This window comes from Streptomyces sp. B1I3 (assembly GCF_030816615.1).
Classification (GTDB): domain Bacteria; phylum Actinomycetota; class Actinomycetes; order Streptomycetales; family Streptomycetaceae; genus Streptomyces.
This window is the reverse complement of record NZ_JAUSYD010000001.1, coordinates 1,609,882-1,635,080: the sequence shown is the minus strand read 5'-3', so window position 1 is coordinate 1,635,080 and position 25,199 is coordinate 1,609,882. Positions and strand designations below refer to the sequence as shown.

General features: G+C 71.3%; 17 protein-coding genes. 4 read left to right on the top strand and 13 right to left on the bottom strand.

Features of this window, described 5'->3' with window-relative positions:
• The first annotated feature begins 142 nt into the window (after positions 1-142).
• Positions 143-1,144: a TIGR03842 family LLM class F420-dependent oxidoreductase gene (locus QFZ58_RS07550; protein WP_307124139.1), complete on the top strand. Its 1,002-nt coding sequence runs from the start codon at positions 143-145 to the stop codon at positions 1,142-1,144.
• Positions 1,145-1,482: 338 nt separating this feature from the next.
• Positions 1,483-2,928: an NAD(P)/FAD-dependent oxidoreductase gene (locus QFZ58_RS07545; protein ID WP_307124138.1), complete on the top strand. Its 1,446-nt coding sequence runs from the start codon at positions 1,483-1,485 to the stop codon at positions 2,926-2,928.
• A 13-nt stretch (positions 2,929-2,941) separates the two neighbouring features.
• Here QFZ58_RS07545 and QFZ58_RS07540 read toward each other — a convergent pair whose 3' ends face one another.
• Positions 2,942-4,891 (bottom strand): chorismate-binding protein, encoded by a 1,950-nt coding sequence (locus QFZ58_RS07540; RefSeq protein ID WP_307124137.1) that lies wholly within the window; start codon positions 4,889-4,891, stop codon positions 2,942-2,944.
• 210 nt (positions 4,892-5,101) lie between these two features.
• Here QFZ58_RS07540 and QFZ58_RS07535 point away from each other — a divergent pair, with 210 nt between their 5' ends.
• A complete protein-coding gene (locus QFZ58_RS07535) occupies positions 5,102-6,298 on the top strand; it encodes an FAD-dependent monooxygenase (protein WP_307124136.1) in 1,197 nt (398 codons plus the stop codon).
• A gap of 72 nt (positions 6,299-6,370) precedes the next feature.
• Here the strand turns inward: QFZ58_RS07535 and QFZ58_RS07530 are convergent, their stop codons facing one another.
• The 7 genes from QFZ58_RS07530 to QFZ58_RS07500 all read right to left on the bottom strand — a co-directional run bounded on the left by QFZ58_RS07530 (position 6,371) and on the right by QFZ58_RS07500 (position 14,110).
• Positions 6,371-6,568 (bottom strand): tautomerase family protein, encoded by a 198-nt coding sequence (locus QFZ58_RS07530; protein ID WP_307124135.1) that lies wholly within the window; start codon positions 6,566-6,568, stop codon positions 6,371-6,373.
• 43 nt (positions 6,569-6,611) lie between these two features.
• Entirely contained in the window at positions 6,612-8,912 is a 2,301-nt protein-coding gene (locus QFZ58_RS07525) for an excinuclease ABC subunit UvrA (RefSeq protein WP_307124134.1), read from the bottom strand.
• A gap of 63 nt (positions 8,913-8,975) precedes the next feature.
• Entirely contained in the window at positions 8,976-10,769 is a 1,794-nt protein-coding gene (locus QFZ58_RS07520) for a gamma-glutamyltransferase family protein (RefSeq protein ID WP_307124133.1), read from the bottom strand.
• A gap of 43 nt (positions 10,770-10,812) precedes the next feature.
• Positions 10,813-11,676 (bottom strand): PhzF family phenazine biosynthesis protein, encoded by an 864-nt coding sequence (locus tag QFZ58_RS07515; protein WP_307124132.1) that lies wholly within the window; start codon positions 11,674-11,676, stop codon positions 10,813-10,815.
• The gene (locus tag QFZ58_RS07510; protein WP_307124131.1) at positions 11,673-12,608 is read right to left on the bottom strand and encodes an LLM class flavin-dependent oxidoreductase; all 936 of its coding nucleotides are present in this window, start codon (positions 12,606-12,608) and stop codon (positions 11,673-11,675) included. The genes QFZ58_RS07515 and QFZ58_RS07510 overlap by 4 nt, the downstream gene beginning before the upstream one ends.
• Positions 12,609-12,656: 48 nt before the next feature.
• A complete protein-coding gene (locus tag QFZ58_RS07505; RefSeq protein ID WP_307124130.1) occupies positions 12,657-13,610 on the bottom strand; it encodes a hypothetical protein in 954 nt (317 codons plus the stop codon).
• Complete coding sequence (locus QFZ58_RS07500; protein ID WP_307124129.1) at positions 13,607-14,110, bottom strand: VOC family protein; 504 nt, start codon at positions 14,108-14,110, stop codon at positions 13,607-13,609. The genes QFZ58_RS07505 and QFZ58_RS07500 overlap by 4 nt, the downstream gene beginning before the upstream one ends.
• A 242-nt stretch (positions 14,111-14,352) precedes the next feature.
• On the opposite strand from QFZ58_RS07500, the gene QFZ58_RS07495 reads away from it, so the two are divergent.
• Positions 14,353-15,021, top strand: coding sequence for an O-methyltransferase (locus QFZ58_RS07495; protein WP_307124128.1), 669 nt, complete (start codon positions 14,353-14,355; stop codon positions 15,019-15,021).
• Positions 15,022-15,094: 73 nt separating this feature from the next.
• Here QFZ58_RS07495 and QFZ58_RS07490 read toward each other — a convergent pair whose 3' ends face one another.
• From QFZ58_RS07490 to QFZ58_RS07470, 5 genes are all read right to left on the bottom strand, one after another.
• A complete protein-coding gene (locus QFZ58_RS07490; RefSeq protein WP_307124127.1) occupies positions 15,095-16,669 on the bottom strand; it encodes a 4-hydroxyphenylacetate 3-hydroxylase family protein in 1,575 nt (524 codons plus the stop codon).
• A gap of 5 nt (positions 16,670-16,674) precedes the next feature.
• Complete coding sequence (locus tag QFZ58_RS07485) at positions 16,675-17,262, bottom strand: flavin reductase family protein (RefSeq protein WP_307124126.1); 588 nt, start codon at positions 17,260-17,262, stop codon at positions 16,675-16,677.
• Positions 17,249-19,231: an anthranilate synthase family protein gene (locus QFZ58_RS07480; protein ID WP_307124125.1), complete on the bottom strand. Its 1,983-nt coding sequence runs from the start codon at positions 19,229-19,231 to the stop codon at positions 17,249-17,251. The genes QFZ58_RS07485 and QFZ58_RS07480 overlap by 14 nt, the downstream gene beginning before the upstream one ends.
• Positions 19,228-20,445: a 3-deoxy-7-phosphoheptulonate synthase gene (locus QFZ58_RS07475; RefSeq protein ID WP_307124124.1), complete on the bottom strand. Its 1,218-nt coding sequence runs from the start codon at positions 20,443-20,445 to the stop codon at positions 19,228-19,230. The genes QFZ58_RS07480 and QFZ58_RS07475 overlap by 4 nt, the downstream gene beginning before the upstream one ends.
• A gap of 88 nt (positions 20,446-20,533) precedes the next feature.
• The gene (locus tag QFZ58_RS07470) at positions 20,534-25,033 is read right to left on the bottom strand and encodes an amino acid adenylation domain-containing protein (protein WP_307124123.1); all 4,500 of its coding nucleotides are present in this window, start codon (positions 25,031-25,033) and stop codon (positions 20,534-20,536) included.
• Positions 25,034-25,199 lie beyond the last annotated feature (166 nt).

Here is a 25,199-nt window from a genome sequence, read left to right as displayed (position 1 = left end):
GTACACCGTCCGGCACGTCCCGATGTGGAAGGATCTTCCGGAGCACGTCACCCGAGGCAGCGCCCCACGACTCACCGGCCGCGCCCGGCCGCGACACGTACCCCCTGTGCGCCGCCTGCCCGTTCCTCGACCAGGAGCAGCCATGGATTTCGGACTCGTCCTCCAGACCGATCCGCCCGCCTCGGCCGTCGTCGGGCTCATGCGCCGCGCCGAACGCAACGGGTTCCGCTACGGCTGGACGTTCGACTCGGCCGTGCTCTGGCAGGAGCCCTTCGTCATCTACAGCCGGATCCTGGAGCACACCGAGCGGCTGATCGTCGGCCCGATGGTGACCAACCCGGGCACGCGCACCTGGGAGGTCACGGCCTCCACCTTCGCCACCCTCAACGAGATGTACGGCAACCGCACCGTCTGCGGCATCGGGCGCGGTGACTCGGCCATGCGGGTGGCCGGCCGCAAGCCCAACACCCTGGCGAGGCTGGGCGAGGCCATCGAGGTGATCCGCGATCTCGCCGAGGGGCGAGAGGCCGTCGTCGACGGGCAGCAGGTCCGCATCCCCTGGGTGAAGGACGGCAGACTCCCCGTGTGGATGGGGGCCTACGGTCCCAAGGCACTCGCTCTGGCCGGCCGGAAGGCGGACGGCTTCATCCTCCAGCTGGCCGACCCCTACCTCACCGAGTGGATGATCAAAGCGGTACGCGCGGCGGCGGCCGACGCGGGCCGGGACCCGGACTCGGTCACCATCTGCGTCGCCGCACCCGCCTACGTGAGCGACGACCTCGACCATGCCCGCGGGCAGTGCCGCTGGTTCGGCGGGATGGTCGGCAACCACGTCGCCGACCTCGTCTCCCGGTACGGCGAACACTCGGACCTCGTGCCGGAGGCGCTGACGGCGTACATCGCCGGACGGTCCGGCTACGACTACGGCCACCACGGCCGCACCGGAAACCCGGACACGGCCTTCGTGCCCGACGAGATCGTCGACCGGTTCTGCCTGCTGGGCCCGGCGGAGGCGCACATCGACAAGCTCGAGGCGCTGCGCGACCTGGGCGTCGACCAGTTCGCCGTCTATGCCATGCACGACGCGAGAGAGGCGACGATCGACGCCTACGGCTCCACGATCATCCCCGCCCTGTCCGCCTGACCCGCCTTCCTCTCCGTCCGTACGGCCGCTCCCCGCCCCTCCCGCTGTACGCGCCTGGGCCGCACACACCGCCCCCGCGCACCGCACGGCCCCGCTCCCGGGCGAAGGGCCCGGCCGCCATGACCGCAGCCGTCGCACCTGCCCCACCCGTCCCGCGGTCCGGCACGAGGGGCCCGTGCCGCCCGGCAAGGCCGTGGCCCTCCGGTACGCCGCGCCCACCCACCCCGACGGGGCCGCACCGCCGGTGCGTCGTACGGACATGGGCAGGCCGTCAGGTGGTACACGCAGCAGGAGCACGAAGAGCACCGTCGTACGACTGACCGGAACGGAGAACGCCCATGCGTGAAGCCACCCAGACCGAAGTACGCCGCGCTTTCGACAACGGCCTGCCGGGTCTGCGGCCACCGCGGTCCGTGATCGTCATCGGCGCAGGCCTTGCCGGGCTGGCCGTCGCCCACGAACTCGCCGCGCGCCGATGCGAGGTGACGGTCCTGGAAGCCGATACCCGGCCCGGCGGGCGCGCCTACACGTTACGGGCTCCGTTCGCCGACGGGCTGCACGCGGAGGCGGGTGCGATGACGCTCACGCCGCACTGTCACTACGCGATGCACTACCTGCGCGAACTCGGCGTGGAGACGGAGACCGCCGACCTCTACGACACCACCTTCTCCTACTTCGCGCAGGGACGGTTCTTCACCCCCGACCCGGAGGCGGTGGCCGCAGCGGGACTGGCGCTCCACCCGCACGAGAAGGACCTCGGCGTCGCGGGCATGATCGAGCGGTACGTGACCGCCGTCAGCGACAGCCTCCAGCCGGACATCAGCGCCCCCGACTGGGAGGCCACCGAGCTGCTCGCCCCGTACGACCGGCGGTCCGTGCACCAGGTCCTGACGGACCGCGGCGCCTCCCAGGCTGCCATCGATCTCATGGAGCCCATGTTCCTGGAGATGCGCGGAGGTGACCTGAAGACGGCGTCGGCGCTTTCCTGGCTGCGCCACGAGGCGAGCCCGCACTCGCTCAGCAACGCCGACCCCCGCTGGGCGAAGGTGAAGGACGGCACCGACCGGTTCCCGGGCGCGTTCGCGGAACGGCTCAAGAGCAGGATCCACTACCGCCGTCCCGTGGTCCGCGTCGAACAGGACGAGGAGCGGGCCCGGGTCACCTACCTCGACCACGGCGCCATGCGGTCCATGGAAGCCGAACGGGTCGTCGTCACCGTCCCGTTCAGCGCGATCCGGCACATCGACTTCACCGACGCAGGCCTCTCCGACGCGAAGCACGACGCGATGCGCCGGGTGAAGTACTCGTCCGTCGTCCGGGTGTACCTCCAGATGCGCAGCCAGTTCTGGCCGCAGCGGAACGCGAGCTTCTCCACCGACCTGCCCATACGCTGGATACGCGACGCGACGCCCCAGCTGCCGGGACCCAGGAAGATACTGGAGTGCCTGATGACGGGATGGCGTGCGCGGGCGGTCTCCGTCATGACCGAGGAGGAGCGCCAGAACTTCGTGCTGGCCGAACTCGACCGGATGCTCCCGGGGGCCCGCGACCACTTCGAGACCGGCGCGTCGGTCTGCTGGGACGAACGGCCCTACGCGGAAGGGGCCTACATCCTTCCCGAGCGCGGGCACAGTGGCCTGCTGCCGGTGATCCGCAGGCCGGAGGGGCGCGTCCACTTCGCCGGGGACCACGCCGGCTTCGAACCCAACGGCGGTTCGATGACCTTCGCCCTGGAGTCCGCGGCCCGCACCGTCCTGGAACTCGGCCGGAACGGCACTCCCTGAGGACCGGCCGGCTTCAGCCCAGGAGCGAGCGCAGTACCTCGGCCCCGTCCGTGGTCATGACCGACTCCGGGCGGAACTGCACGCCCCGGACGGCCCGGCCGTGCATCGCGATCAGCTCCCGCCCGTCCGGGCCCAGGCACAGCGCGGGCAGGCCGCGGCGAGCGGGCGCGGCGCCGGCCGGGCCGGTCGTGAGCGCGTAGGTGTTGCGGAAGGCGGCCGTGACCGGCCGGCCGAAGACCTCGACCTCCCTGCCGAGTCCGGTGCCGGCCCTGGCCGTGACCCGCGCGTCCGGTACGGCGGCGAGCGCCAGTAACTGGAAGCCGAGCCCCACCCCTGCCACCGGGGCCGCGCCTGGCAGCCGCTCCCGCACGAGTGACGCGCACATCTGCCTGAGCACCGCCATCCGGGGGCTGCCGGGGGCGTCGGGCCGGCCCGGGCCGGAGGCCAGCAGCACGGGCCCCCGGTGCCGTGACAGGGTGTCGCCCGTGTCCGGATCGTCGTACCGGACCACCTCCGGTGGCCCGTGGACCGAGGCCACCATGTGGACCAGGGCGGCCAGGTCCTCCCCGCCCGTGTCGAGCACGAGCACACGGCCGGCCCGCCCCGTCGGTGCGCTCCCGCCGCTCGTCCAGAACGACGAGAACTCCGCGTGCCGCCGGACCAGGATCTCCCGGACGGACCCGTCGCTCCCCGGTGCGGCGGCACCGGGTTCGGTGCCGCCGGACCCGCGGCGGCGCCGGGAGGCCGGCGGGGCCGGCTCCGTCGTGAGGGCCGTCAGCACGGCCCGTCCCTTGGTCCGCGTCTCCGCCGCCTCGGACTCCGGTGACGACCGGCTGCCGATGGTCGCCCCCACCGACAACCGCGCACGGCCCAGGTGATCGATGTCCAGGGTCCTGATCACCGCTGCGGAGTCCAGTTCCTCGTCGCCCCGGGCATCGCGGCCGAGCAGCGCGAGGAGACCGCCGTAGTACCCCCTGCCGGTCGTCTCGTGACGGTGGATGGCCCGGCACGCCTCGGCATACGGGCTTCCCACCGTCGTCGAGGCGAACAGTGCCCGCGAAAGGGTCTCGGGGGCGCTCAGCACCGCGGGTCCGCTGATCCGGCACTGGGTGTGCAGCAGATGGGCCATCCGCCGCAGGAAGGGTCCCTCCACCCGTACGTCCGGGCCGGCCAGGCCGCACAGCACCGACAGCTCCGCGTCCACCGTGGTCGCCAGCTCCTCGGACTCCTTGCGGTCGGCGAGGAAGGCGAGCACCTCTCCGGCGCGCGGGCCGTGGGGCGGGCAGCGGTACGTCCCGCACAGGGGGTTCATCACCACCCTGCGGTTCTCGATGGACACGTGTCCCTGCGGTGTCGCCCCCACCAGGGTGGTGGGCCGCTCGCCCCCGGTGTGCACGAGGAAGGTCCAGTACGCTCCCGATTCGGCGGTCAGCAACCGCCGGAACAGCTCCACCGCGACCGCCGGCCGGAAGCCGGGCAACCGGGCGGTGCAGTCGCGCCGGATCAGGACGTTCAGGCCCCCACGGGCCGCGTCCGAGGTCGCGACCTCTCTCACCAGCCTCTCGTAGTGGGCGTCGTCCGTCGTGAAGCCCACGTCCTGCCACCGCACCGGCTCGTCGCCGCCGCGGCCGGTGAGCGCCTGCTCCGGCAGCAGGTGGTGCTCGGAGATCCGCAGGACGCGCAACGGGGTGCCGTCGTCATGGCATCGCAGGCCGTGCTCGGCCACCTGCCGGAAGGGCAGCAGAGCCAGGGCGTGGGGACCCCGCGCGCCGTCGGGCGCACCGATCCCCTCCAGCGAGCGGACGGTCTCCATCTCGCCGAAGAACACTTCCACCGGGCCCGGTCCGGGCGCACCGGCGTGATGCCTGCGCAGCAGGGCGAAGGGTGGCGGGGCCGCCCCGTACAGACGTTCCAGCAAGCGGGTGCCGCTCCCCTCGGTGACGTCGAAGTCCGTCGGTCCCATGGGCTGCGGCCTCCCTCTCGCTCCGCCGGACGGCGGTCTGCCGGTCCGTCTGATTCAACTCGTTACCCACCGGATAGGCTTTATGGCCTGACGGGCTGCAAGTGGCGTACGGAACAAGCCACTTGGATCGGCCGAGCTGCTTGCGCAGGCCGGATGCCCTGTGTGCCCCGCGCGCCACCGAGTCACTCGACCGAGTCCCAGTGAGGTGTCATGCGTATCGCGATCATCGGAGCCGGCCCCGGCGGCCTCTACACGGCCGCACTCGTCAAACGGCTCCGGCCCGGATGTGAGATCGACGTCTGGGAGGCCAACGCCCCCGACGAGACCTTCGGTTTCGGTGTGGTCTTCTCCGAGGGGGCGCTCGGCGGCATCGAGGCGGCCGACCCCCGATTGTTCGCCCGCCTGGCCGCCGAGTGCGCCCAGTGGTCCAGGATCGACGTCCACCACCGCGGCCGGACCATGCGCAACGGTGGTTACCGCTTCTCGGCGATCGGCCGGCGTGTCCTGCTGAGCATGCTGCGTACGCGCTGCGAGGAACTGGGCGTGACCATCCGCTACGGCACGCGCGCTCCCGAAGCGGCCCTGCTGGCCGGGGCGTACGACCTGGTGGTGGCGGCCGACGGGGTCAACTCCTCGACGCGCGAGGCCCACCGGGAGAAGTTCGGCACCGAACGCGGCGAGCGCGGTTCGCGTTACCTGTGGCTCGGCACCGACCGGACCTTCACCGCCCTGACCTTCGCCGTCGCCGACACGGAGTTCGGCTCGATGCACGCACACGCCTACCCCTACGCCCCCGGGCTCAGCACGTTCATCGTCGAGGTCGACGACCACGTCCGGGAGGCCGCCGGGTTCACGGGGCAGGGCTCCGACACGCGGGGCGGCGGACGCGCGGACGGCGGCCCGGCCGACGTCGACCGGATCGCCGGAATCTTCGCCGACGTGCTGGAGGGCCACCGGCTGCGGACGAACAGGTCGCGGTGGGGGCGCTTCTCGGACGTCCGTAACCGGTGCTGGAGCCACGGCAACATCGTTCTGCTCGGGGACAGCGCGCACACCACGCACTTCTCCATCGGATCGGGGACCAGGCTGGCCATGGAGGACGGCCTGGCCCTCGCCCTGGCGGTGGACAGGCACGGAGCGGCGCCCGAAGCCCTCACCGCCTACGAGGCGGAGCGCAGGCCGGACGTGGAGTCCATGCAGCGCACCGCGCGGATCAGCCAGGAGTGGTTCGAGGAGCTGGATCAGTACACGGACCTCGGCATGGAGGCGTTCAACGCCCACCTGATCACCCGCAGCGGCCGGCTCACCCAGGACGACCTGCCGCCCCGGCCCCCGGACCAGGTCGAGCTGATCCGCGACCGCTTCGCCGAGGCCGACCGCCGGCTCCGGGGCACCGCCGCCCGCTGACCGGCGGTCACCGCGTCGGGCCCCCCGGCCGAAGTGGCCGAGGGGCCTCGCCCCCGTCTCCACGGCACCGGGTCAGGGCGCGGAGCGCCGCTCGGCCACCGACCTGCCACCCACGAACCAGTGCGTCGGCGACGACTCCTCCACGATCACCCGCACGGCGTCCACAGGGGTGCCGAGGGTCTCGTGCACCGCGGCGGTGAGCGCCCGGCCGAGGGACGCCACCTCCTGCGGTGACCGCCCGTCCAGCAGAGTGACGTGTATGAGAGGCATGCCGAACTCCGATCGGATGTGTGTGCTGCGGGGGAGGCGTACTTCAGGAGGATCGGGTCTTCCGGCCGCGCAGATCCGCGGCGAGACTGCGGCCCGTGTGCGAGTCCTTCGCCCGTGACAGCTCCGCGGGTGTGCCCTCGAACACCACGTGCCCCCCATGGGTGCCGGCGTCCGGACCGAGATCGACGACCCAGTCGGCGTGCTTGACGACGTCGAGGTCGTGCTCGATCACGATCACGGTGTTGTCGCTGTCCACGAGCCGGTCGAAGAGGTCCAGCAGCCGGCCGGTGTCGCTCATGTGCAGGCCGGTGGTCGGCTCGTCGAAGACGTAGACGCTGCCCGTCTCCTTGAGGCGGTGGGCGAGCTTGAGCCGTTGCCGTTCACCGCCGGAGAGCGTGGACAGCGGCTGGCCCAGGGTCAGGTAGCCGAGCCCGACCTCGGTGAGGAGGTGCAGCTTCCGCAGGACGGGCGCGTCGTCGAAGAAGCCGGCCGCCTCCTCGACCGTCATGGCCAGGACGTCGACGACCGTTCTGCCGTCCACGGTGTGGCGCAGTGCCTCGTCGTTGAACCGCCGGCCGTCGCAGCGTTCGCACACGGTGGTGACCGGGTCCATGAAGGCCAGGTCCGTCTCGATGACGCCCTTGCCGTTGCACTCCGGGCAGGCGCCCTCGGAGTTGAAGCTGAACAGTCCCGGCTTCTCGCCCGAGGCACGGGCGAACTGCCGTCGCACGGTGTCCATGATGTCGGTGTACGTGGCCGGGTTGGAGCGCAGGGAGATGCCGACCGACGACTGGTCGATCACGATGGCCTCGGGGTGCTGAGCGGTGAACACCCGGGAGATGAGGGTGCTCTTGCCGGAACCGGCCACACCGGTCACCGCCGTCAGCACCCCCGTGGGGATGTCGACCGTGACGTCGCGCAGATTGTGCAGGCCGGCGTCGCGGACGGTCAGGAAGCCGGTGGGGGAGCGGTGCCGCTCCTTGAGCCCGGTGATGTTCGTCAGCTGCTTGCCGGTCACGGTGCGGGACCTGCGCAGACCCGCCGGGGTGCCCTCGAACGTCACCTCGCCGCCGTCACGGCCGGCTCCGGGGCCCATGTCGACGACGTGGTCGGCGATCGCGATGACGTCCCGGTCGTGCTCCACGACCAGCACGGTGTTCCCCTTGTCGCGCAGCGCGAGCAGGATCTCGTTCATGCGGCGTACGTCGCGCGGATGGAGGCCGACACTGGGCTCGTCGAAGATGTATGTGAGACCGGTCAGGCTGCTGCTCAGGTGCCGCACCATCTTGAGCCGTTGGGCCTCGCCGCCGGACAGGGTCGTGGTCTGCCGCCCGAGGGACAGATAACCGAGCCCGACGGACCTGATGCGCTCCAGCGCGGCCCGCGCGCCCGCCACCACCGGCTTGACGGCCGGAGCGTCGACGCGGGCGAGCCGCTCGATCAGCTCGGTGATCTCCATCGCGGTGAAGTCCGCGATGTTGTCCCCGTCGATGCGCGAGGCGAGGGCCGCCGCGTTGAGCCGGCCGCCGTGGCAGACGGCGCAGGGGCCCTGGGTCACCACCCGTTCGAGCGCCTCGCGCTCCTTGCCCTTCGCGTGGTCGAGGCCGGGCTTGACGTACCGGCGGGTGAAGCGCTCGACGATCCCCTCGTACTCGTTCTTGTACACGCCGTTGCGGCCGGCCCGGTCGACGGTGAACCCCTTGCCGTGCAGCAGCAGTTCGCGGTCCTTCTCGGAGAAGTCGCGCAGCGGCAGGTCCGGGTCGAAGAGCCCGGACTCGCCGTAGAGCTGCCACTGGAAGGTGCCGACCGCGAACGACGGGAAGTTGATCGCCCCCTCGTTGAGGCTCTTGCTCTCGTCGAGCAGCCGGCCGAGTTCCAGCCGTACCGTCGAGCCGAGGCCCTGGCACTCCTCGCACATGCCGCGCGGGTCGTTGTAGGAGTACAGGTGGGACGGACCCAGGCGTGGGCTGCCGGCGCGGGAGAAGAGCACCCGCAGCATGGGCAGGATCTCGGTCATCGTGCCGACCGTCGAACGGGCGTTGCCGCCGACCTGCCGCTGGTCGATGACGATCGCCGTGGAGAGGTTCTCCATCACCTCGGCGTCCGGACGCTCGTACTTGGGCATCCGGTTGCGGACGAAGGCCGGCAGGGTCTCGTTGAGCTGCCGCTGGGACTCGACCGCGATGGTGTCGAACACCACCGAGGACTTGCCCGATCCGGAGACCCCGGTGAAGACGGTCAGCTTCCCCTTCGGAATACGGAGGTTGACGCCCTTGAGATTGTTCTGCCGGGCCTCGCCCAGAACGATGAAGTCTTCGCGGTCGCTCTTGCGGTGAGCCGCCATGTCAGCCCCTTCCCCAGCTGGACGGATGATTTCCATGGGGAAACCATTCCACGTGCTCCCCTCCTACCCGGCAATCGCGTACGCCTGCGCGCCGCGTGGACTCGCCGCCCCGAGCACGAGACCGTCCCCTGTCAGTCCGGTGGCGCACACCTTGCTCAGTGAGTAGTCGGCCACCAGCTCCACCTCGTGTCCTCGGCGCCGCAGCAGTTCCAGTTCCCCGGCGGGCCAGCCGCGCTCCGCCACGACGGTCCCGGGGCGGAACCGGCGCGGCGCGAAAGAAGTGGGTACGTGGTCGGTGTGGAAGGTCCGCGCCTCGATGGCCGCCTGCGGACCCATGCCGTGGTCCACGTGGTTGAGGAAGAAGCCCAGGGTCCACTGGTCCTGCTGGTCGCCACCCGGTGTGCCGAACGCCAGATGCGGTCGGCCGTCCCGCAGGACCATGGTGGGGCTGAGCGTGGTGCGGGGGCGTTTGCCCGGCGCCAGCGTGTTGTTGTGGCCCGGCATCAGCGTCGCCATCTGGCCCCGGGTGCCGAGGGGGAAGCCCAGCCCCGGTATCACCGGAGAGCTCTTGAGCCAGCCGCCGCTGGGCGTCGCCACCACCATGTTGCCCGCGGCGTCGGTGGCGGTGACGCAGCAGGTGTCGCCGGTGGCGGCGGTCAGCTTCATGATGGCCGGAATGCCCTGCTCCAGCTCACCCAGCCAGGCCGGGTCCGCCGGTGCGGCACTGTCGTCGTGCAGCGGCGGGAGCAGCGGCTCGCGCCCGCCGGGCCGGCCGGGCCGCAGTTCTCCGGAGGCCTCGGAGCCGATGAGCGCGCGCCGTTCGGCTGTGTACGCCGGGTCCAGCAGGCCCCGCATCGGCACATCGGCGTGGGCCGGGTCGCCGTACCACGCCTCGCGGTCGGCGAAGGCGAGCTTGGCGGCCTCGACCACCGTGTGCAGGTACGCGGCACTGCCCGGCCCCATCCCGGCCAGGTCGAAGCCCTCCAGCAGGGCCAGTTGCTGGAGGAAGACCGGGCCCTGCGACCACGGGCCCGCCTTGTGCACCGTATGGCCCCGGTACTCCAGGCTCAGCGACTGCTCCAGCCCCGGCCGCCACGCGGCCATGTCCGCACCGGTCAGCAGCCCGCCGTTCCGCCGCCCGGTGGAGTCCATCTCCTCCGCCTTGGCCAGATAGGTGTCGATCGCCTCCGCCACGAAGCCGGTGTGGAACGCCTCCGTCGCCGCGTCGATCTGCCCCTCACGGTCCCGCCCCGACGCCTTCGCCTCGCTCACGATGCGCCGGAAGGTGCGAGCCAGTACGGGGTTGGTGACCCGCTCCCCGGCCTGCGGAGCGACGCCCCGCCGCAGGTATGTGCGGCCCGATTCCGTCCAGGTGTCGCGGAAGAGTTCCGACAGTGCGCCGATCATGGCCGCCGCCTTGGGCAGCAGGGGATATCCCCGTTCCGCGTAACCGATGGCGGGCTCCAGTACGACCTCCAGGGGCAGCGTGCCGTACTCCTTCAGCAGCCGGAGCCAGGCGCCGAAGGCCCCCGGGACGACAGCCGGCAGCAGTCCGGAACCGGGGACCACGGCAAGGCCCCGCTCGGTGAAGGCGTCCGGGGTCGCCGCTGCGGGCATCGGTCCCTGCCCGCAGATGACGTCGACCCGGCCGGAGCCGGAGCGGTGGGCGAGGATGGGCACATCACCGCCCGGGCCGTTGAGGTGCGGCTCCACCACCTGGATGACGAAGGCGGCGGCGGCCGCGGCGTCGAAGGCGTTCCCGCCGCGGCCGTACATGGACATGCCGACCGTGGAGGCCAGCCAGTGAGTGGATGCCACGGCACCGCGGGTGCCGTGCAGTTCCGGTCGGAAAAGCACGTGGGAAGTCCCTTTCTGCTGGTGAGAGGTGCTGGCGTGGCGCTCAGGGCCGTCGCGGCGCGGCCATCCGGCCGGACGCGGCGGCGGCGACCCGGCCGTGCACCGTGGCGGCCGTGGCCCGGCCCTCCCGCAGGTCGACGGTGCAGGAGAGGGTGGCCGGCCGGCCCAGGTCCTCGCCCTGGAGAACCCGGTAGGCGTGCCGGCCGTCCGTGCCGGGCAACGCCTTCTCCCGGGCCAGCCAGGCGCCGAGTCCCAGGGCGGCGGAAGCGCAGGCCGGGTCTTCGGGCATGCCGTATCCGGGTGCGAACACCCGGATACGCGCGGTCCGGCTCGCGGGGTCGTACGCGACGAGCACCGCGTCAGGGCAGTCCTCCCAGACCGGGTCGGTCAGGTCGGCCGAGGCCGCGGCCAGTGCCTCCTCGCGCACCGGCAGGAAGTGGAAGGCCGGTCCGAAGCCGGTGAGGTGCGGCGTCGCGGAGAGATCGGAGCCGGACAGGCCGCACGCTGCCAGGAGGGGGCGGGGATCCCATTCGGGCCGCAGCAGCGGCGTACCCTCGACGGCCAGGCCGGAGCCGTCGGACCCGGCCGTCACGGTGAGCTGCCGGCCTCCGCACTCCTGCACCGCCTTGCCGGCCGCTGTCCGTCCGGTACGGACCAGCGCACTGGCCGTGCCCACCGCGCTGTGCCCTCCGAACGGCGACTCCCCGGTCGGCGTCATCACCCGCACCCGGTAGGTGGATCCCGGGAGTTCGGGCGGTAGGACGAACGCCGTCTCGGTCAGGGCCAACTCCCGGGCGACAGCCAGCATGTCCGCCTCCGAGAGTCCCTGCGCGTCGGGTACGACCCCGAGGGCACAGCCGTTGAACGGTGTGTCGGTGAACATGTCGACGATCTCGTATTCGATCACCGTCCGCCTCCTGCGGTGTTCTGCCGTGCGGTGGCGCCTGTGATGTGCGGGCGCGGGAGGAGCACCTCGTCCGCGACGGCCTCCAGCACGCGCGGATCACCTTGGTAGGGGAAGGACTCCCGCGGCCAGTGCACGACCAGGTCGGTGATGCCCAGCTCGCCGAAACGGCCCACCGCGTCACGGTAGGACTCGACGGATTCGAGGACTCCGCCGACCAGGGCACCGGTCAGCAGGAGCCGGTTCAGCGTGGCCGGGTCGCGTCCCACCGCGGCGCAGGCGGTGTCCAGGCGGTCGAGTTGGCGTGCGATCTCGGGCAGTGCCTTCTCGTAGGGCAGGGCGTCGAAGCGGCCCGGTGGTCCAGCCGTGACCCAGGTGTCCGCTTGCCGGGCCGCCAGCCGCATGCCGCGCGGCCCGGTCGCGGCCACGGCGAACGGCGCTCGGGGGCGCGTGAGGCACCCCGGGTTCATGGGCACGTCCCGGAAGTCGTAATGGGCGCCCGCGTAGGAGGCGACCCGGTCGGTCAGCAGCCGGTCCAGCGCCTCGACGAACTCGGCGAACCGGTCGGCGCGTTGACGCGGGGTGCGTTCGGTCGGGTCCACCACCCGGTCGTCCAGGCCACCCGCCCCGGCGCCCAGGCCGCAGACGAACCGTCCCCCGGCGATGTCCTCCAGCGACATCAACTCCTTCGCCAGGGTCACCGGATGCCGGTAGGTGGGGGTGGCCACCATCGTGCCCAGCGTGATCCGCGAGGTGACGGCGGCAGCGGCGGCCAGTGTGGGGACGGAGGCGAACCAGGGCTTGTCACGCAGCCACCGCCACATCAACTGGTCGTAGGTCCAGGCGTGGTCGAAGCCGAGCCGCTCGGCCCGGACCCACTGGTCGCGAGCCTCGGACCAGCGCCGTTCGGGCAGGATCACCACTCCGTGACGCACTCGTTCTCAACTCCGTTCCGTGTCGGGCGTCCGCGCACCGGCGGGCGGTCAGGACGGGGTGCTGTGCAGCACCTTCGGCTTGAGCTGCCGGGCCGCGACGTCGATCCGGCTCAGGCACGCGGGGAAATCCCTCTCGTAACGCCGTACCTCGTCGCTCCGCAACTCCTCGGGGAAGGCCGCCTCGTCCTCCGGTGTGAGGCCCGGGTAGAGCCCGTTGGTCGCGACGTCGAGCGAGATCGCGCGCAGCCGGCTCCGTAACTGGTCGACCAGCTCCACCGCGCCGACCGGCGCCCTCAGGGTCAGGAAGTAGTTGTCGTAGATCAGCGCCTGCGTCTCGGGGCGCGTCGGCGTGGTCTCCCCGGTGGATTCCTGGAGCAGTGACCGGCCGCCGGGCACCAGCTTGGCCGCCACCCCCGAGTGCACCGTGTGGTACATCCGGACCGCGTGCTTCAGCTTCTCGCCCTCGGGCGTGCTGACCCACTCCGTCTTCTTGCCCCTCAGCAGGCTCCGCACGGGCGCGAAGTCCGGGGCCCAGGTGCCGCTGAAACTGCGGTGCTGGAGGTACATGCTGGGACGGATGACCGCGCCGTAGATGTCGACCGGGCACGAGCTGGTGTAGAGCAGCATCGAGGTGTACGCGTCCGTGAGGTCCGCCATCGCGCACAGGGACGGGGCGGGATCGGTCCGGGTGCGGGCCTGGTGCAGGGCGTGCGCGGTCAGCTGCCAGATGGCGAAGGTGGCCTGGTGCCCCGTGATCCAGCGGAACCAGAAGAGCTGGTGGGAGAAGTCGGTCGAGGCGAGGGCGGCACCCGCCCGCGGGCAGACCCCGCTCCGGTCCACGAGTGACTCGTCGGCCGGCAGTACGTCGGGTATGCCGTACCCCGCGTCGGGCGTCGGGGGCACGGGCAGGGTCAGCGGTTCCAAGCCGTACGGGAAGTCCCCGAAATCCCAGCCTTCGGGTACGGGCAGTTCGGTCACGGTGCGGTGGACACGCGTATTCATCGGTCTCCTCCTGGCGGGACGTAGGTGAACTCGAACTCCAGCCCGTTGACGTCCAGGACGTAACAGCTCTGCACACCGTCCGCGTCGGTGACGATGTCGGTGGGCTGTTCGTCGCCGGCGAAGGTGTAGCGGCCGGACTCGTACAGGCGTAACCATCGGTCACGCCAGGCCCGGAGCTCTTCGGCCGATCCGGTGGACAGGCAGATGTGCTGGAACTGACGGGTGTTGCCGCCGGGGACGGCGTTGTCGTGCCCGGCGCGTTCGAAGAGGTGGAAGCGCAGGCCGGCCACCGCCAGCTCGGTCAGCCGGGTGATACCGGGCAGCCGGCTCAGCGTGAGGTCGGAGAACGTGTCCAGGGTCCAGTTCGGCCGGCAGCCGAAGAACTCCTCGTACCAGGCGACGCAGTTGTCGAGGTCGCCCGTCTGCACTCCCACGTGGTGAAGCTCCGGTACGAGGTCGGAGCCCGTCGGTGGCTCTGTCGCGGTCAGGGTTCGATGCAAGGTACTGCGCTCCTCTCGTTGCAAGAGAGATCGAATTGTTTTCCTCGTTCAGGCTAGCGATTACCGAGAAATTCGGTCAAGTGCGGGAGGGGTTTTTCAATTCAATCGCCGAGGTGGATCGGGGAAACATTTCCAGGGCAGCACGAATCGATGGATCGACTATCGGTCATATGTCATGCAATTCTTGTGAAATTTACTTTCGGGGCTTGCCCGTACCGTCCCTTCCGGAGAATATTGGTGTCATGGAACAGAAACTGTGGAGCGCGGTGGACAGCTACTTCGATACGGTTCTCGGTGACGAGGACCCCGCACTGGCGGCCGCCGCCCAGGCGCACATGGCATTCGATCTCCCGGATATCGGGGTCTCCCGGCCCCAGGGGAAACTGCTGCACCTGCTGGCCCGTATCCAGGGTGCCGAGCGCATTCTTGAGATAGGCACCTTCGGCGGGTACAGCACCATCTGGCTCGCCCGGGCGCTGCCGCCCGGCGGGCGGCTGGTCACCATCGAGTGGGAACGCGCGTTCGCCGAGGCCGCCGCAGGCCATCTGGAACAGGCCGGCGTCGCCGGCGTCGTCGAGCAGCACGTGGGCAGGGCGCTCGACATCCTGCCCACCCTCGCGAAGGCCGGCGGTCCGCCGTTCGACATGGTCTTCATCGACGCGAACAAGCCCGACACCCCGGAGTACTTCACCTGGGCGCTCGAACTCTCCCGCCCGGGCGGAGTGATCGTCGTCGACAACGTCGTGCTCGGCGGAGCGGTCGGCGAACCCGGCGACCCGGACGGAGGTGTGCGGGGAATGCGCCGGTTCCACGAGATGGTGGCCGCCGAGCCCCGGGTCAGCGCCACCTCGATCCAGACGGTGGGAGGCAAGGGGTACGACGGGTTCACCCTGGCGCTGATCCTGCCCTGACGAACCGCGGGACCCCCCGGGGCGGCGGGCCGGACACCGGCCGCCCGCCGCCCCGGAAGGCGTTCCCCGGCACTCATGCCTGGTCGGGCCCGATCAGGTCGGGAGCGGTCCAGCCGTCCAGGTCGTACTCCGCCATGCACTCCTCGGCGAAACCGCGATAACCGTCCACCTGGCCGGAGGCCGTCTGTGCCATCAGCAGTTCGATGCGCACATTCTCGTGGTTACCCGAGTAATTGCGCTCGTACAACTCGTGCCGTCCCGCGAACTCCGTGCCCACCGAATCCCAGATCAGCTTCATCAGCTTGACCCGCTCCACCGAGTCGTATCCGTTCGAGCCCCGCATGTACCGGTCCAGATGCGGCCGCAGTTCGGGGTTCTGGAAATCCTTGGCGTGCGAGTTCAGATAGATCAGACCGCTGCTGAGATCCTGCATGATGATCTCGCGTACACGCGGATACCCGATGGTCATGAACCAGCGGTATGCCATGCCGTAATCCAGATTCGGCAGCAGCCCGCCGTCGTGCCACGGGTTCGGATTGTGTGCCATCGCGTCGCTGAGGCCCCAGAACATGTTGCGCCAGGCGAGTACCTCGCCGACCCGCGTCTGAATTCCCCGGAAATCCTTCGTCCCGGTCACGTCCAGCCCCTTGAGCAGCAGACCGGCCAGGAAATCGAGCTTGACCGCGAGCCGGGTGACACCGTGGAACGTGAGCCGGTGTGTGAACCCGGACGTGTTCAGGAAGGTACCGGCCTTCGCCGTGTCCCCGTAGATGAAGACGTTCTCCCAGGGGATCTTCACCTTGTCCAGGATGAAGACGGTGTCGTTCTCGTCCAGCCGGCTCGAGAGCGGATAGTCGAACGGGCTGCCCATGCGGCTGGCGGCCAGCTCGTACGACTGACGGCAGATCAGCTTCACCCCCGGCGCCCCCATCGGCAGGGTGGCCACCAGGGCGAACTCCTTCTTCTTCACCGGCAGGCCGTAGTGCGCGACGAAGTTGAAGTGGGTCAGGGCCGACCCCGTGGCCACCACCTTCGCGCCGCTCACCACGAGGCCGTCGTCACACTCCTTCTCGACGTGCACGAACACGTCGTCGACGTCGTCCGGCGCCCGGTGGCGGTCCACGGGCGGGTTGATCACCGCGTGGTTCCAGAACAGCACCCGCTCCTGCGCCTCGGCGTACCAGCGCCGTGCGTTGTCCGCGAAGTCCCCGTAGTACTCCGGGTTCGCGCCCAGCGTCACCAGGAAGCTCGCCTTGTAGTCCGGGCTCCGCCCCATCCAGCCGTAGGTCAGCCGGGCCCACCTGGCGATCGCGTCCCGGTCCCCGACCATGTCCTCCACACTGCGCGGCACCCGGTAGAACTTGTGCGTGAAGCCGTCGCTGCCCGTGTCGGTGGGCGCGGTCAGCGTGTCATGGTGCTCGGGGTCGTGCAGGGCGTCGTACAGGCGCGCCGTCATCCGTGCCGTGTTGCGGAACGCAGGGTGCTTGGTGACGTCGTCGACCCGTTCCCCGTACGCCCAGATCTCCCGGCCGTCCCGGAGGCTCTCCAGGTACTCGTCGCCGGTCAGCGGCCGGGTCACGCGGCGCGGCGCCTCGTGCGCCCGGTCGCCGGAGTCCGCCGTGCCGGTCACATCGTCCCTCTCCGTCATCTGATTCAGTCCCTTGTCTCGTCGCGGGCGTGGAAGTGCTCCACCGGGTCCATGCCGTCCAGGCACAGCGACCAGGCGCCGTCGGACTCGTCCTGCGCCAGTTCCGGGAAGGCGCCGCGGTGGAACAGCAGCGGCCGCCCCGGGCGGCTCTCGAACTCCTCGACGCGTCCGATGTGCAGTGTGTGGTCGCCTCCGTCGTGCACCTGCCAGGGGCGGCAGACGAGGTGGGCCACCGCGCCGGCCAGCCGCGGATGCGGTCCGCTCTCGTCCACCCATGGCACCGGGTCCGCCATGGGGCGCCCGGCGAAGTGCATGGCGAGGTCGCGCTGCGTCTCGTCGAGGATGTTGATGACGTACCCGCCGTCCTCCAGCAGCAGCGCACCCGCACGGCTGCGCCGGTCCAGGGCCACCAGGGCCAGGGGCGGGTCCAGCGACACCGAGGTGAACGCGTTGACCGTCGTGCCGTGGACGACGTCACCCCGCCGACAGGTGATCACCGTGACCCCGGTGGCGAACTGGCCCATGCAACTGCGCAGCGCGCGCGGATCGATCGGGCGGGGCGCGGTGCGCACGCCGCCGTCAGGCATGTTCATGAGTGCCCCTGTTCTCGTGGATCGTCGCCAGGTCCGCCCGGGCCGGTGTCAGCGCACCGGCCAGCAGATCGGCCAGGATGCCGGGGCCGTCCTCGGTCAGGAACGACTCCGCGTGGAACTGGATGGTGGACAGGGCCGGCCCGCGCAGGGCGATGACCTCGTCGCCGCGGCGCTGCACCTGGACGGCCGAGCCGGACAGGGGTGGGCGCAGCCAGTCGCGGTCCGCGTGCGCGGTGAAGCTGTTGTAGAAGCCGGCCGTGCGCTGCCTGCCCCACAGGGGAACCCGTAGCCGCCTGCCCTGCGCCGGGTCGGGCAGCCTGGCGACGGGCAGCCCCAGAAGGGTGCACACCACCTGATGCCCCAGGCAGACCGCCGCCAGCGGCAGACCGTCCGCGAGCCGTTCGGAGGCGACCGCCCGCAGGGCCAGCACCCGCTGGTTCGCGGAGTCCTGCGGGTCACCGGGGCCCGGGCCGAGGAGGACGACGCCCCGGGCGCCGGAGGCGCCTCCCGCCGCGGCGGGTCGCTCCGCGCGGTACCACGGCACCAGACGCACCGCGCACCCCAGCGACCGCAACTGGTAGGCGAGCATGGAGGTGAAGCCGTCCTCGGCGTCGACGATCGTGACCTCGGTGCCCACGCCGCCCGCCTGACCGGTGTCCCCGAGCCAGAAGGCGGCCAGCCCGTCGTTGCGCGCCGCCAGCGCGCCGCGCACCGGACCGGCGTCGGTCAGCCCGGCGGCGGGGGCCCGGGCGGGGGCCTTGGCCGTCCGCCGGCCGGACAGCGCGTCGAGCAGGCCGGACAGCTTGGCGGTGGTCTCCGCCGTCTCGTTGGCGGGCACCGATTCCCGCACCACCGTGGCTCCCGCCGTGAGCCGGACCGTGCCGTCCACACCGAGGTCCGCCGTACGCAGCATGATGGCCGCGTCCAGCCGGCGCTGCCCGCCCTCGTGGCCCAGCAGGGCGATGACCCCGCTGTAGTAGCCGCGTCCCTGCGGCTCGCACCGCGCGATCACCCGGCAGGCGTTCTCCACCGGGCTGCCCGTCACGGTCGGCGCCGGCATGGTGGTGCGCAGGATCTCGGTGAGCGGGCGCTCCGAGCGGCCCGACAGGTAGTACTCGGTGTGTGCGAGCCGGGACATCCACTTCAGGGACGGGCCGCTGACCCGCACGTCCCGGCCGCACAGGGACGTCATCATCTTGAGCTCTTCGTCCACCACCATGTAGAGCTCGTCGGTCTCCTTGGGGTCCCGCAGGAAACGCAGCAGTCCCGGCAGATCCGCGCCCGTCTCCGGGTACCGGTACGTCCCGCTGATCGGGTTCATGTCCACCCGGTCACCGCGGACACGCACCTGCTGCTCCGGGGTGCTGCCGATCAGGTACCGGTCCCCGGTGAACACCAGGAACGTCCAGTACGCGCCGGTCTCCGCGGTCATCAGCCCGCGCAGCACCGCGAGCGCGGCGGTCCGGTCGAAGTCGCGGATCCGGCCGTGCAGACTGCGGGCCAGCACGAAGTTGGAGCCCTCACCGTGATGGATCTCGCGGTGGACGATGCTGTCCACCGCGGCCGCGTACCCGTCGTCGTCGACGTCGAAGCAGGTGTCCTCCACCTGCGGAGACCGGTCCGGCAGGCAGTCCAGCAGCTCGTCCAGCGGTACCCGCCGGTGGTCCCGCACCTCCATGGCGAGCAGCGGCTCACCGTCGTCGGGGCACGCGAAGCCGCGCTCACGGATCTGCCGGTAGGGGGCCAGCACCAGGGTGCCCGCCCCGTCCGCTCCCCGGGCGGCCGGGGCGGGGCGGTCCAGGCCCAGGGCGTCGAGGTCGTCCGCGCGGCGGACCGGACCGCTCAGGATCTCGACGGGCGCCGCGCGGTCGGCACCGGGGCGGTGGAGCACCGCGAACGGCCGGCCCGGGGGTGGCAGGGTCGCGTCACGGGCGCGGGCCCGCACGGCGGACCGGCGGGCCGCGCTCATGCCGCCGCCCCGACGGGAAGACGCCAGTGTGCCGCGGCGGCCACGGCCTGGACGAGGCTGAGCCGGGGGTCGCACAGGCTTCGGTAGGCGGGCCCCGGCACGGGGGACTGGCCCGCTCCGTCACATTCGGAGATGTCGTCGGGGGACACCTCCAGATGGAGCCCGGCGCACCGCCCGGAGTTCTCCGACACCACGTCGATGCACTGCCGGATCTCGGACATGATCGCGTCGAGCTTGCGCGTCTTGAGCCCGTCCGACGTCACGACGGTGTTCCCGTGCATGGGGTCGCACATCCACAGCACGGGGTGCCCGGCCTGCTTCACGGCCCGCACCAGCGGTGCCACCCGGGCGATCTGCCCCGCGCCGAAACGGGCGATGAGAGTGAGCCTGCCGGGCGTGCGGTGCGGGTCGAGCACCGCGCACACGGCCAGCACCTCGTCGACCGTCGCTTCGGGGCCGATCTTGCATGCCACCGGGTTGTCCAGTTCGGCCAGCAGCCGTACGTGCGCGTTGTCCGGCTGGCGGGTGCGCTCGCCGATCCAGGGCCAGTGCGTGGAGGCCAGGTAGCTGCCACCCGCCCCGTGCCGCCGGACCAGGGGAAGTTCGTAGTCCAGCAGGAGCGCCTCGTGGCTGGTCCATATCCGGTCCTGCGGCAGGGTGCCCTCGCCGCGCCCGAGCCGGTCGATGGCGGTGACGGCGCAGCGGGCGGCCTTCAGCCCCGCCAGGATCCGGGAGGGGTCGGGAGTGCGGGCCGCCCGGTAAGGGTCCGGCGCGTTGACGACCGGGCCCCGGAACACCGGCAGCCGGTCGTCGTACACGGTCTCCCAGTCCTGGGAGCGGGGCTTCGAGAACTGGCCGGCTATCCGTCCGACGCGCAGGACGGGCAGCCCGGAGCTCGTGCACATGATGTCCCCGAGCACGTCGAGCATCTCCACCTTGCGGGCGATGTCGCGCGGTTCGCACTCGGTGGTCAACTCCACGCAGTCGCCGGCCTGGAGCAGGCAGAACTCACCTTCGGCGGCCCGGGCGAGCAGCCCGCCGAGTGCGGTGACGCTGTCGTACGAGACCAGGGGCGGCTCACCGGCCAGTCGTTCGTGCACCTGGGGGAGGAGGGAGCGGTCGGGCCACTGGGGCTGTTGACGGGCGGGCAGTCCGGCCACCATCGAGGCGATCAACGGATCGTGTTCGGCGCCCGGCACGGGGTTTCGAGACATGCTGTCGGCCTTCGCTATGAGGCGGCCCGTGGGGGTGGCCGCCTGAGGATGTCTGGAAAGGGATGGCTGCGGACCGGCTGCCCTGCGCCTACGCGCTCTGCCGCGCACGGTGCGGGTCGTCGGTCAGCTGCCCGGTCGAGCCGAAGTAGCGGATCATGCGGGAGATGGACCGGTGGTCGATGTCGGGGTAGTGCAGCCCCAGACGTTCGAGCAGCCGGGACGTCGTTGCGTTGCCGTACGTGTTCTCGCCGAGTTCCAGCGCGCCTTCCCTGAACAACGGCACGGCCGCCGCGAGGGCGTTGCCCCCGGGAAGGCGGGCCGATTCCTCCAGGCGCGTCAGCCACTCGTCGGCCGGCACCGTGTCCAGGGCGTAGCCGCACTCGCGGACGGCGGCGTGCACCGGGGTGAAGTCGGAGCCGCGCGGGTGGAAGAGGTGGAACGTCGCGTTGTCGGCGGAGGGGTCGAGGGAGAGGGCGAGGACGGCCCGGCTGACGAAGTCCACCGGCAGCAGGTCCGTCGTCAGCTCCTCGGCGGGCGGGGCCGAACCGAGTTCGATGAAGCTCTTGATCTGGCGCCACAGGAAGTCGTCGGCCTGGCAGGCACCGCTGACGCTGTCCCCGGAGATCCGGCCGATGCGGTAGACCGTCACCGGCATGCCGCGCTCACGCGCCAGCCGCACGATTCCCTCGGCCACCCACTTGCTCTGGGTGTAACCGATGCCTAGCCCCTCGCACGTTTCGGGCACCGCCTCCTCGGTGATCGGCCCGGCTTCCCGGCCGGGGGCGAACACCGCGACGGTCGACATGTGGTGCACCGGCTTGAGCCGCCCCGTGGCGGCGAAATCCAGTACGGACCGCAGACCGTCGACGTTGGTCGGCTTCACCGAGGCGTAGGGGAGGACGAAGTTGATGTGGGCCGCGGCGTGGTAGACCACCTGGACCGACCCGGTCAGCTCCGCGTGGTCCGCGTCGGACAGTCCCATGCGCCCGCGTGTGAGGTCTCCGGGTACGGCGCGCACCCGCTCCCAGGCGATGTCGTCCGTGATGCCGTACAGGGTCGCCGTGGCGCGCAGCCGTTCCATGGCGGCCCGCGCATCGGCCGCGCGCACCAGGCAGTTGACCGTACGGCCGGGGGTGGCTGCCAGGTCCCGCAGCAGGTAGCTGCCGAGGAAGCCGGTCGCGCCGGTCAGCAGGAGTCCGGTCGCGTCGCCCACCGGGACCGTTTCCCGGTCGCCGGCCCGTACCGTGTCCGGCAGGGACACATCGCCGCGCAGGTCGGTCGCGGGCGCCGTGAACGCCGCGGTGTCGCCGCCGCGCCGTTCCTCGATCCGCGCGGCCATGCCGGCGACCGTGGGATTGTCGAACAGGGTCCGCAGCGGGATCTCCATGTCGTACAGCCTCCGCAGGCGGTAGACCAGTTCGGTGGCGATGATGCTGTTGCCGCCCAGCGTGAAGAAGTCCTCGTCCCGTCCCACGGACCCGGTTCCCAGCACGTCCGACCACTGGTCGGCGATCTCGCGCTCGGTTCCGGCCCGCGGCGGTTCTGCCGCCCCGGCGCGGTCGTCCGCGCGCCGGCTGCGCAGTTCGCCGGCCAGCCTGCCGGCCAGCCCGGCGCGGTCGGTCTTCCCGCTCGGAGTGGTGGGGAGCCGGTCCAGGCGGACGATGTGGGCGGGCAGCATGTGGTCCGGCAGATGCGCGGCCAGTCCGGCCCGCAGCCGTCCGTCGTCTCCGGCGCCGTCCCCCGTGATCGCGGCGACCAGCCGGCGGTCGCCCGCTCCGAATTCGACCGCCACCACCGCCGAACTCCTCACCCCCTCGAGGGCGTCGAGGGCGGCCTCGACCTCGGTGGGTTCGATGCGGTAACCGCGGATCTTGATCTGGTCGTCGGCGCGGCCCAGGTACTCCAGATCGCCGTGCCTGTTCCACCGCACGAGGTCGCCCGTGCGATAGAGGAGGTCGCCGTCCCGACCGCGCGGATCGGGGACGAAGCGCAGCGCCGTCTCCTCGGGCCTGGCGTGATAACCGGGCGAGAGGTGCGGGCCGCCGATGTACAGCTCACCCGTGACGCCGGGAGGGACGAGTTCGCGGTCGGGGCCGAGGACGAGCAGCCGCATGCCGTCGACCGGACGGCCGATGGCCGGTGCCTCGGGCCACTCGCCGGGGTCGCCGGACAGCTCGTGCCAGGTGGCCAGGTGGGTCTCGGAGGGGCCGTACATGTTCAGCAGCCGCGCGCGGGGGTGCCGGGCGAAGAACTCCCGGATCTGTGGCGAGACGACCAGGGCCTCGCCCACGGAGGCGATCTCGCGCAGCGCCTCACACCGCAGGCCCTCCGCGACCGCGATCGAGGCGAACCGCTGGAGTGCGATGTAGGGCAGGTACAGACGCGTGACGCCGTGCTCGGCGACGAACGCGGCCAGCCGGTGCAGGTCCTTCTGCAGTTCCTCGGGTATCAGGGCGAGCGTGCCACCGACGCAGAGCGTCCCGAGGATCTCCATGACGGAGACGTCGAAGGAGAGCGTCATGTACTGGAGAGTGGTGCCCTCGGCCCCGCAGGGAGAGACCCGGTGCTGGGCGCGGACCAGATTGCCCACCGTGCGGTCCCGGATCACCACGCCCTTCGGCGCACCGGTCGACCCCGAGGTGTACACCACGTAGATCTCGTCGTCTGGCGTCCTGGTCCGGCCCGGCGTCGTGGGGGAGGCCCCAGCCGTCCGGTCCGCTTCCCGATCGATCTCGAACAGCCTTCGTCCGGCGGGGAGTTCCGCGCGGACACCACTGTCGGTGAGTACGAGGAAGACTTCGGCGTCATCGAGCATGTACGCCACACGCTCCGCCGGGTAGGACGGGTCTATCGGGACGTAGGAGGCCCCCGACTTCAGGACGCCGAGCAGCCCGACGAGCATGTCGAACGAGCGAGGCAGACTGATGCCCACCCGGCGGCCCGCCCTCGCCCCTTCCTCGCGCAGGACGTGGGCGAGCCGGTTGGCCCGTTCGTCCAGTTCCCGGTACGTCCACGAGCGGCCGCCGTCCGTCACCGCGACGGCGTCCGGTGTGGCGGACACCTGCCGTTCGAACAGCTCGCCCACCGGCACGGGGCGCGCGGACCCGTCCACCAGATCGTTGCGGGCCAGCAGCTCCCGTTCCTCGTCGGCGGCCAGCAGGCCGAGATCACGGAGGAGGGTGTCCGGTCCCGCCTCGGCGAACCGGCCCAGCAGCCGGCCCAGACGCTCGCCCATGCTCCTCGCCGTGGACTCGTCGAAGAGATGCGAGTCGTATTCGAGCGTGCCGTGCAGCCCGTCCTCCTCGCGGGCGAACACCAGGGAGAGGTCGTACTTCGCGCCGTGCGCCATACCGCGCCGGATGGGCAGAGGCGCGCCGTCGTGGGCGCTCCGCGCGGAACCCGGGTCGGTCAGGACGAGCATCGTCTGGACGACGGGGGTGTGACTGCTGGTGCGCTCGGGCCTCAGACGTTCGACGACCTTGTCGAAGGGGGCCCACTTCAGCCGCAGGGCGTCGGCGACCTCCCCGCGCGCCTGCCGCAGTACCTCACGCACGCTCATCGAGCCCGTGACGTCCTGGCGCAGGACGACCATGTTGACGAAGTAGCCGATGAGGTCCCGGGTCTGCGCATCGTCGCGCAGCGAGACCGGGGAGCCGATGAGCACGCGTTCCTGACGCGACAGCTTGGCGAGGAACACGCCGTACACCGCGAGCAGGGCCATGAACAGCGTCACGCCCTCGCGTTCGGCCAGCCGCTCAAGCCGCTCGGTCACCTCGGCCGGGACGCGCAGGGGAACGGTGGCCCCCCGGTGTTCCTGCGCCGCGGGCCGGGGCCGGTCCGCCGGCAGGTCGAGCACGGGCAGTTCCCCGGCGAGCCGGTCGGCCCACTCGTCGAGCAGTGCCGCGGTCCTTTCCGGCGTCAGGTGCTCGCGGTACCAGTGCGCGAAGTCCGCGTAGTCCGGCCGGCCTGGCACCGCCTCCACGGGCAGGCCCCGCCCGGTCCGGTCGTAGGCGTCCAGGAGTTCCCGCAGGAAGATGCCGGCCGAGGCTGCGTCCGAGGCGATGTGGTGGATGTTGCAGACGATCGCGCTCTCCTCGCCCGGGCCGAGCGCACAGGTCACCGAGGTCACCGGACCGTGTTCCAGGTCGAAGCGGATGTTCGCCACCCGCTGGGCGATGGCGTCCAGTTCCTTCTCGCTGCCGTAGTGCTCGACGCCGTAGTGGAAGGCGGTGTCGTCGTCCGAGACGATCTGGAGGAGCCGGGCGTCGCGCAACGCGTAGGTGGTGCGCAGCACTTCCTGCCGGCGCAGCACCCCGGCGACGGAGCGGCGCAGCCGCTCCCCGTCGAGCCGGAACGGCAGACGGACCAGGAACGGCCCGTTGTACGCCTCCGGTGTGGGGAGGTACTGGTCGATGAGCCAGATGCCGCTCTGACCGAAGGAGGCCTCCGTCGCGTTGCCGGTCCTCGGCGCGGAGCCGGCTTCCACCTCGTGCCGGGCACGCGGACGCTGCAGCGCGGTGCGCTCTGCCACCGCTGCGGCGGTGCCCGCACGGCGGAGTTCGGCGGCCGGCAGGTCGATGGCCAACACGGCCTGTAACACCGCGCTCAGGTCGTCCAGCCGCGCGGGATCCTCGCAGCACTCGGAGAAATCCTGGTCCGGTTCGAGACCGGGTGCCCGGAGCGTTCTCCGTGCCAATTCCAGTATTGCTGAGGTCAGTGGGTTGTTCACGATTGCGTCGCCCTCCGGAGACGTA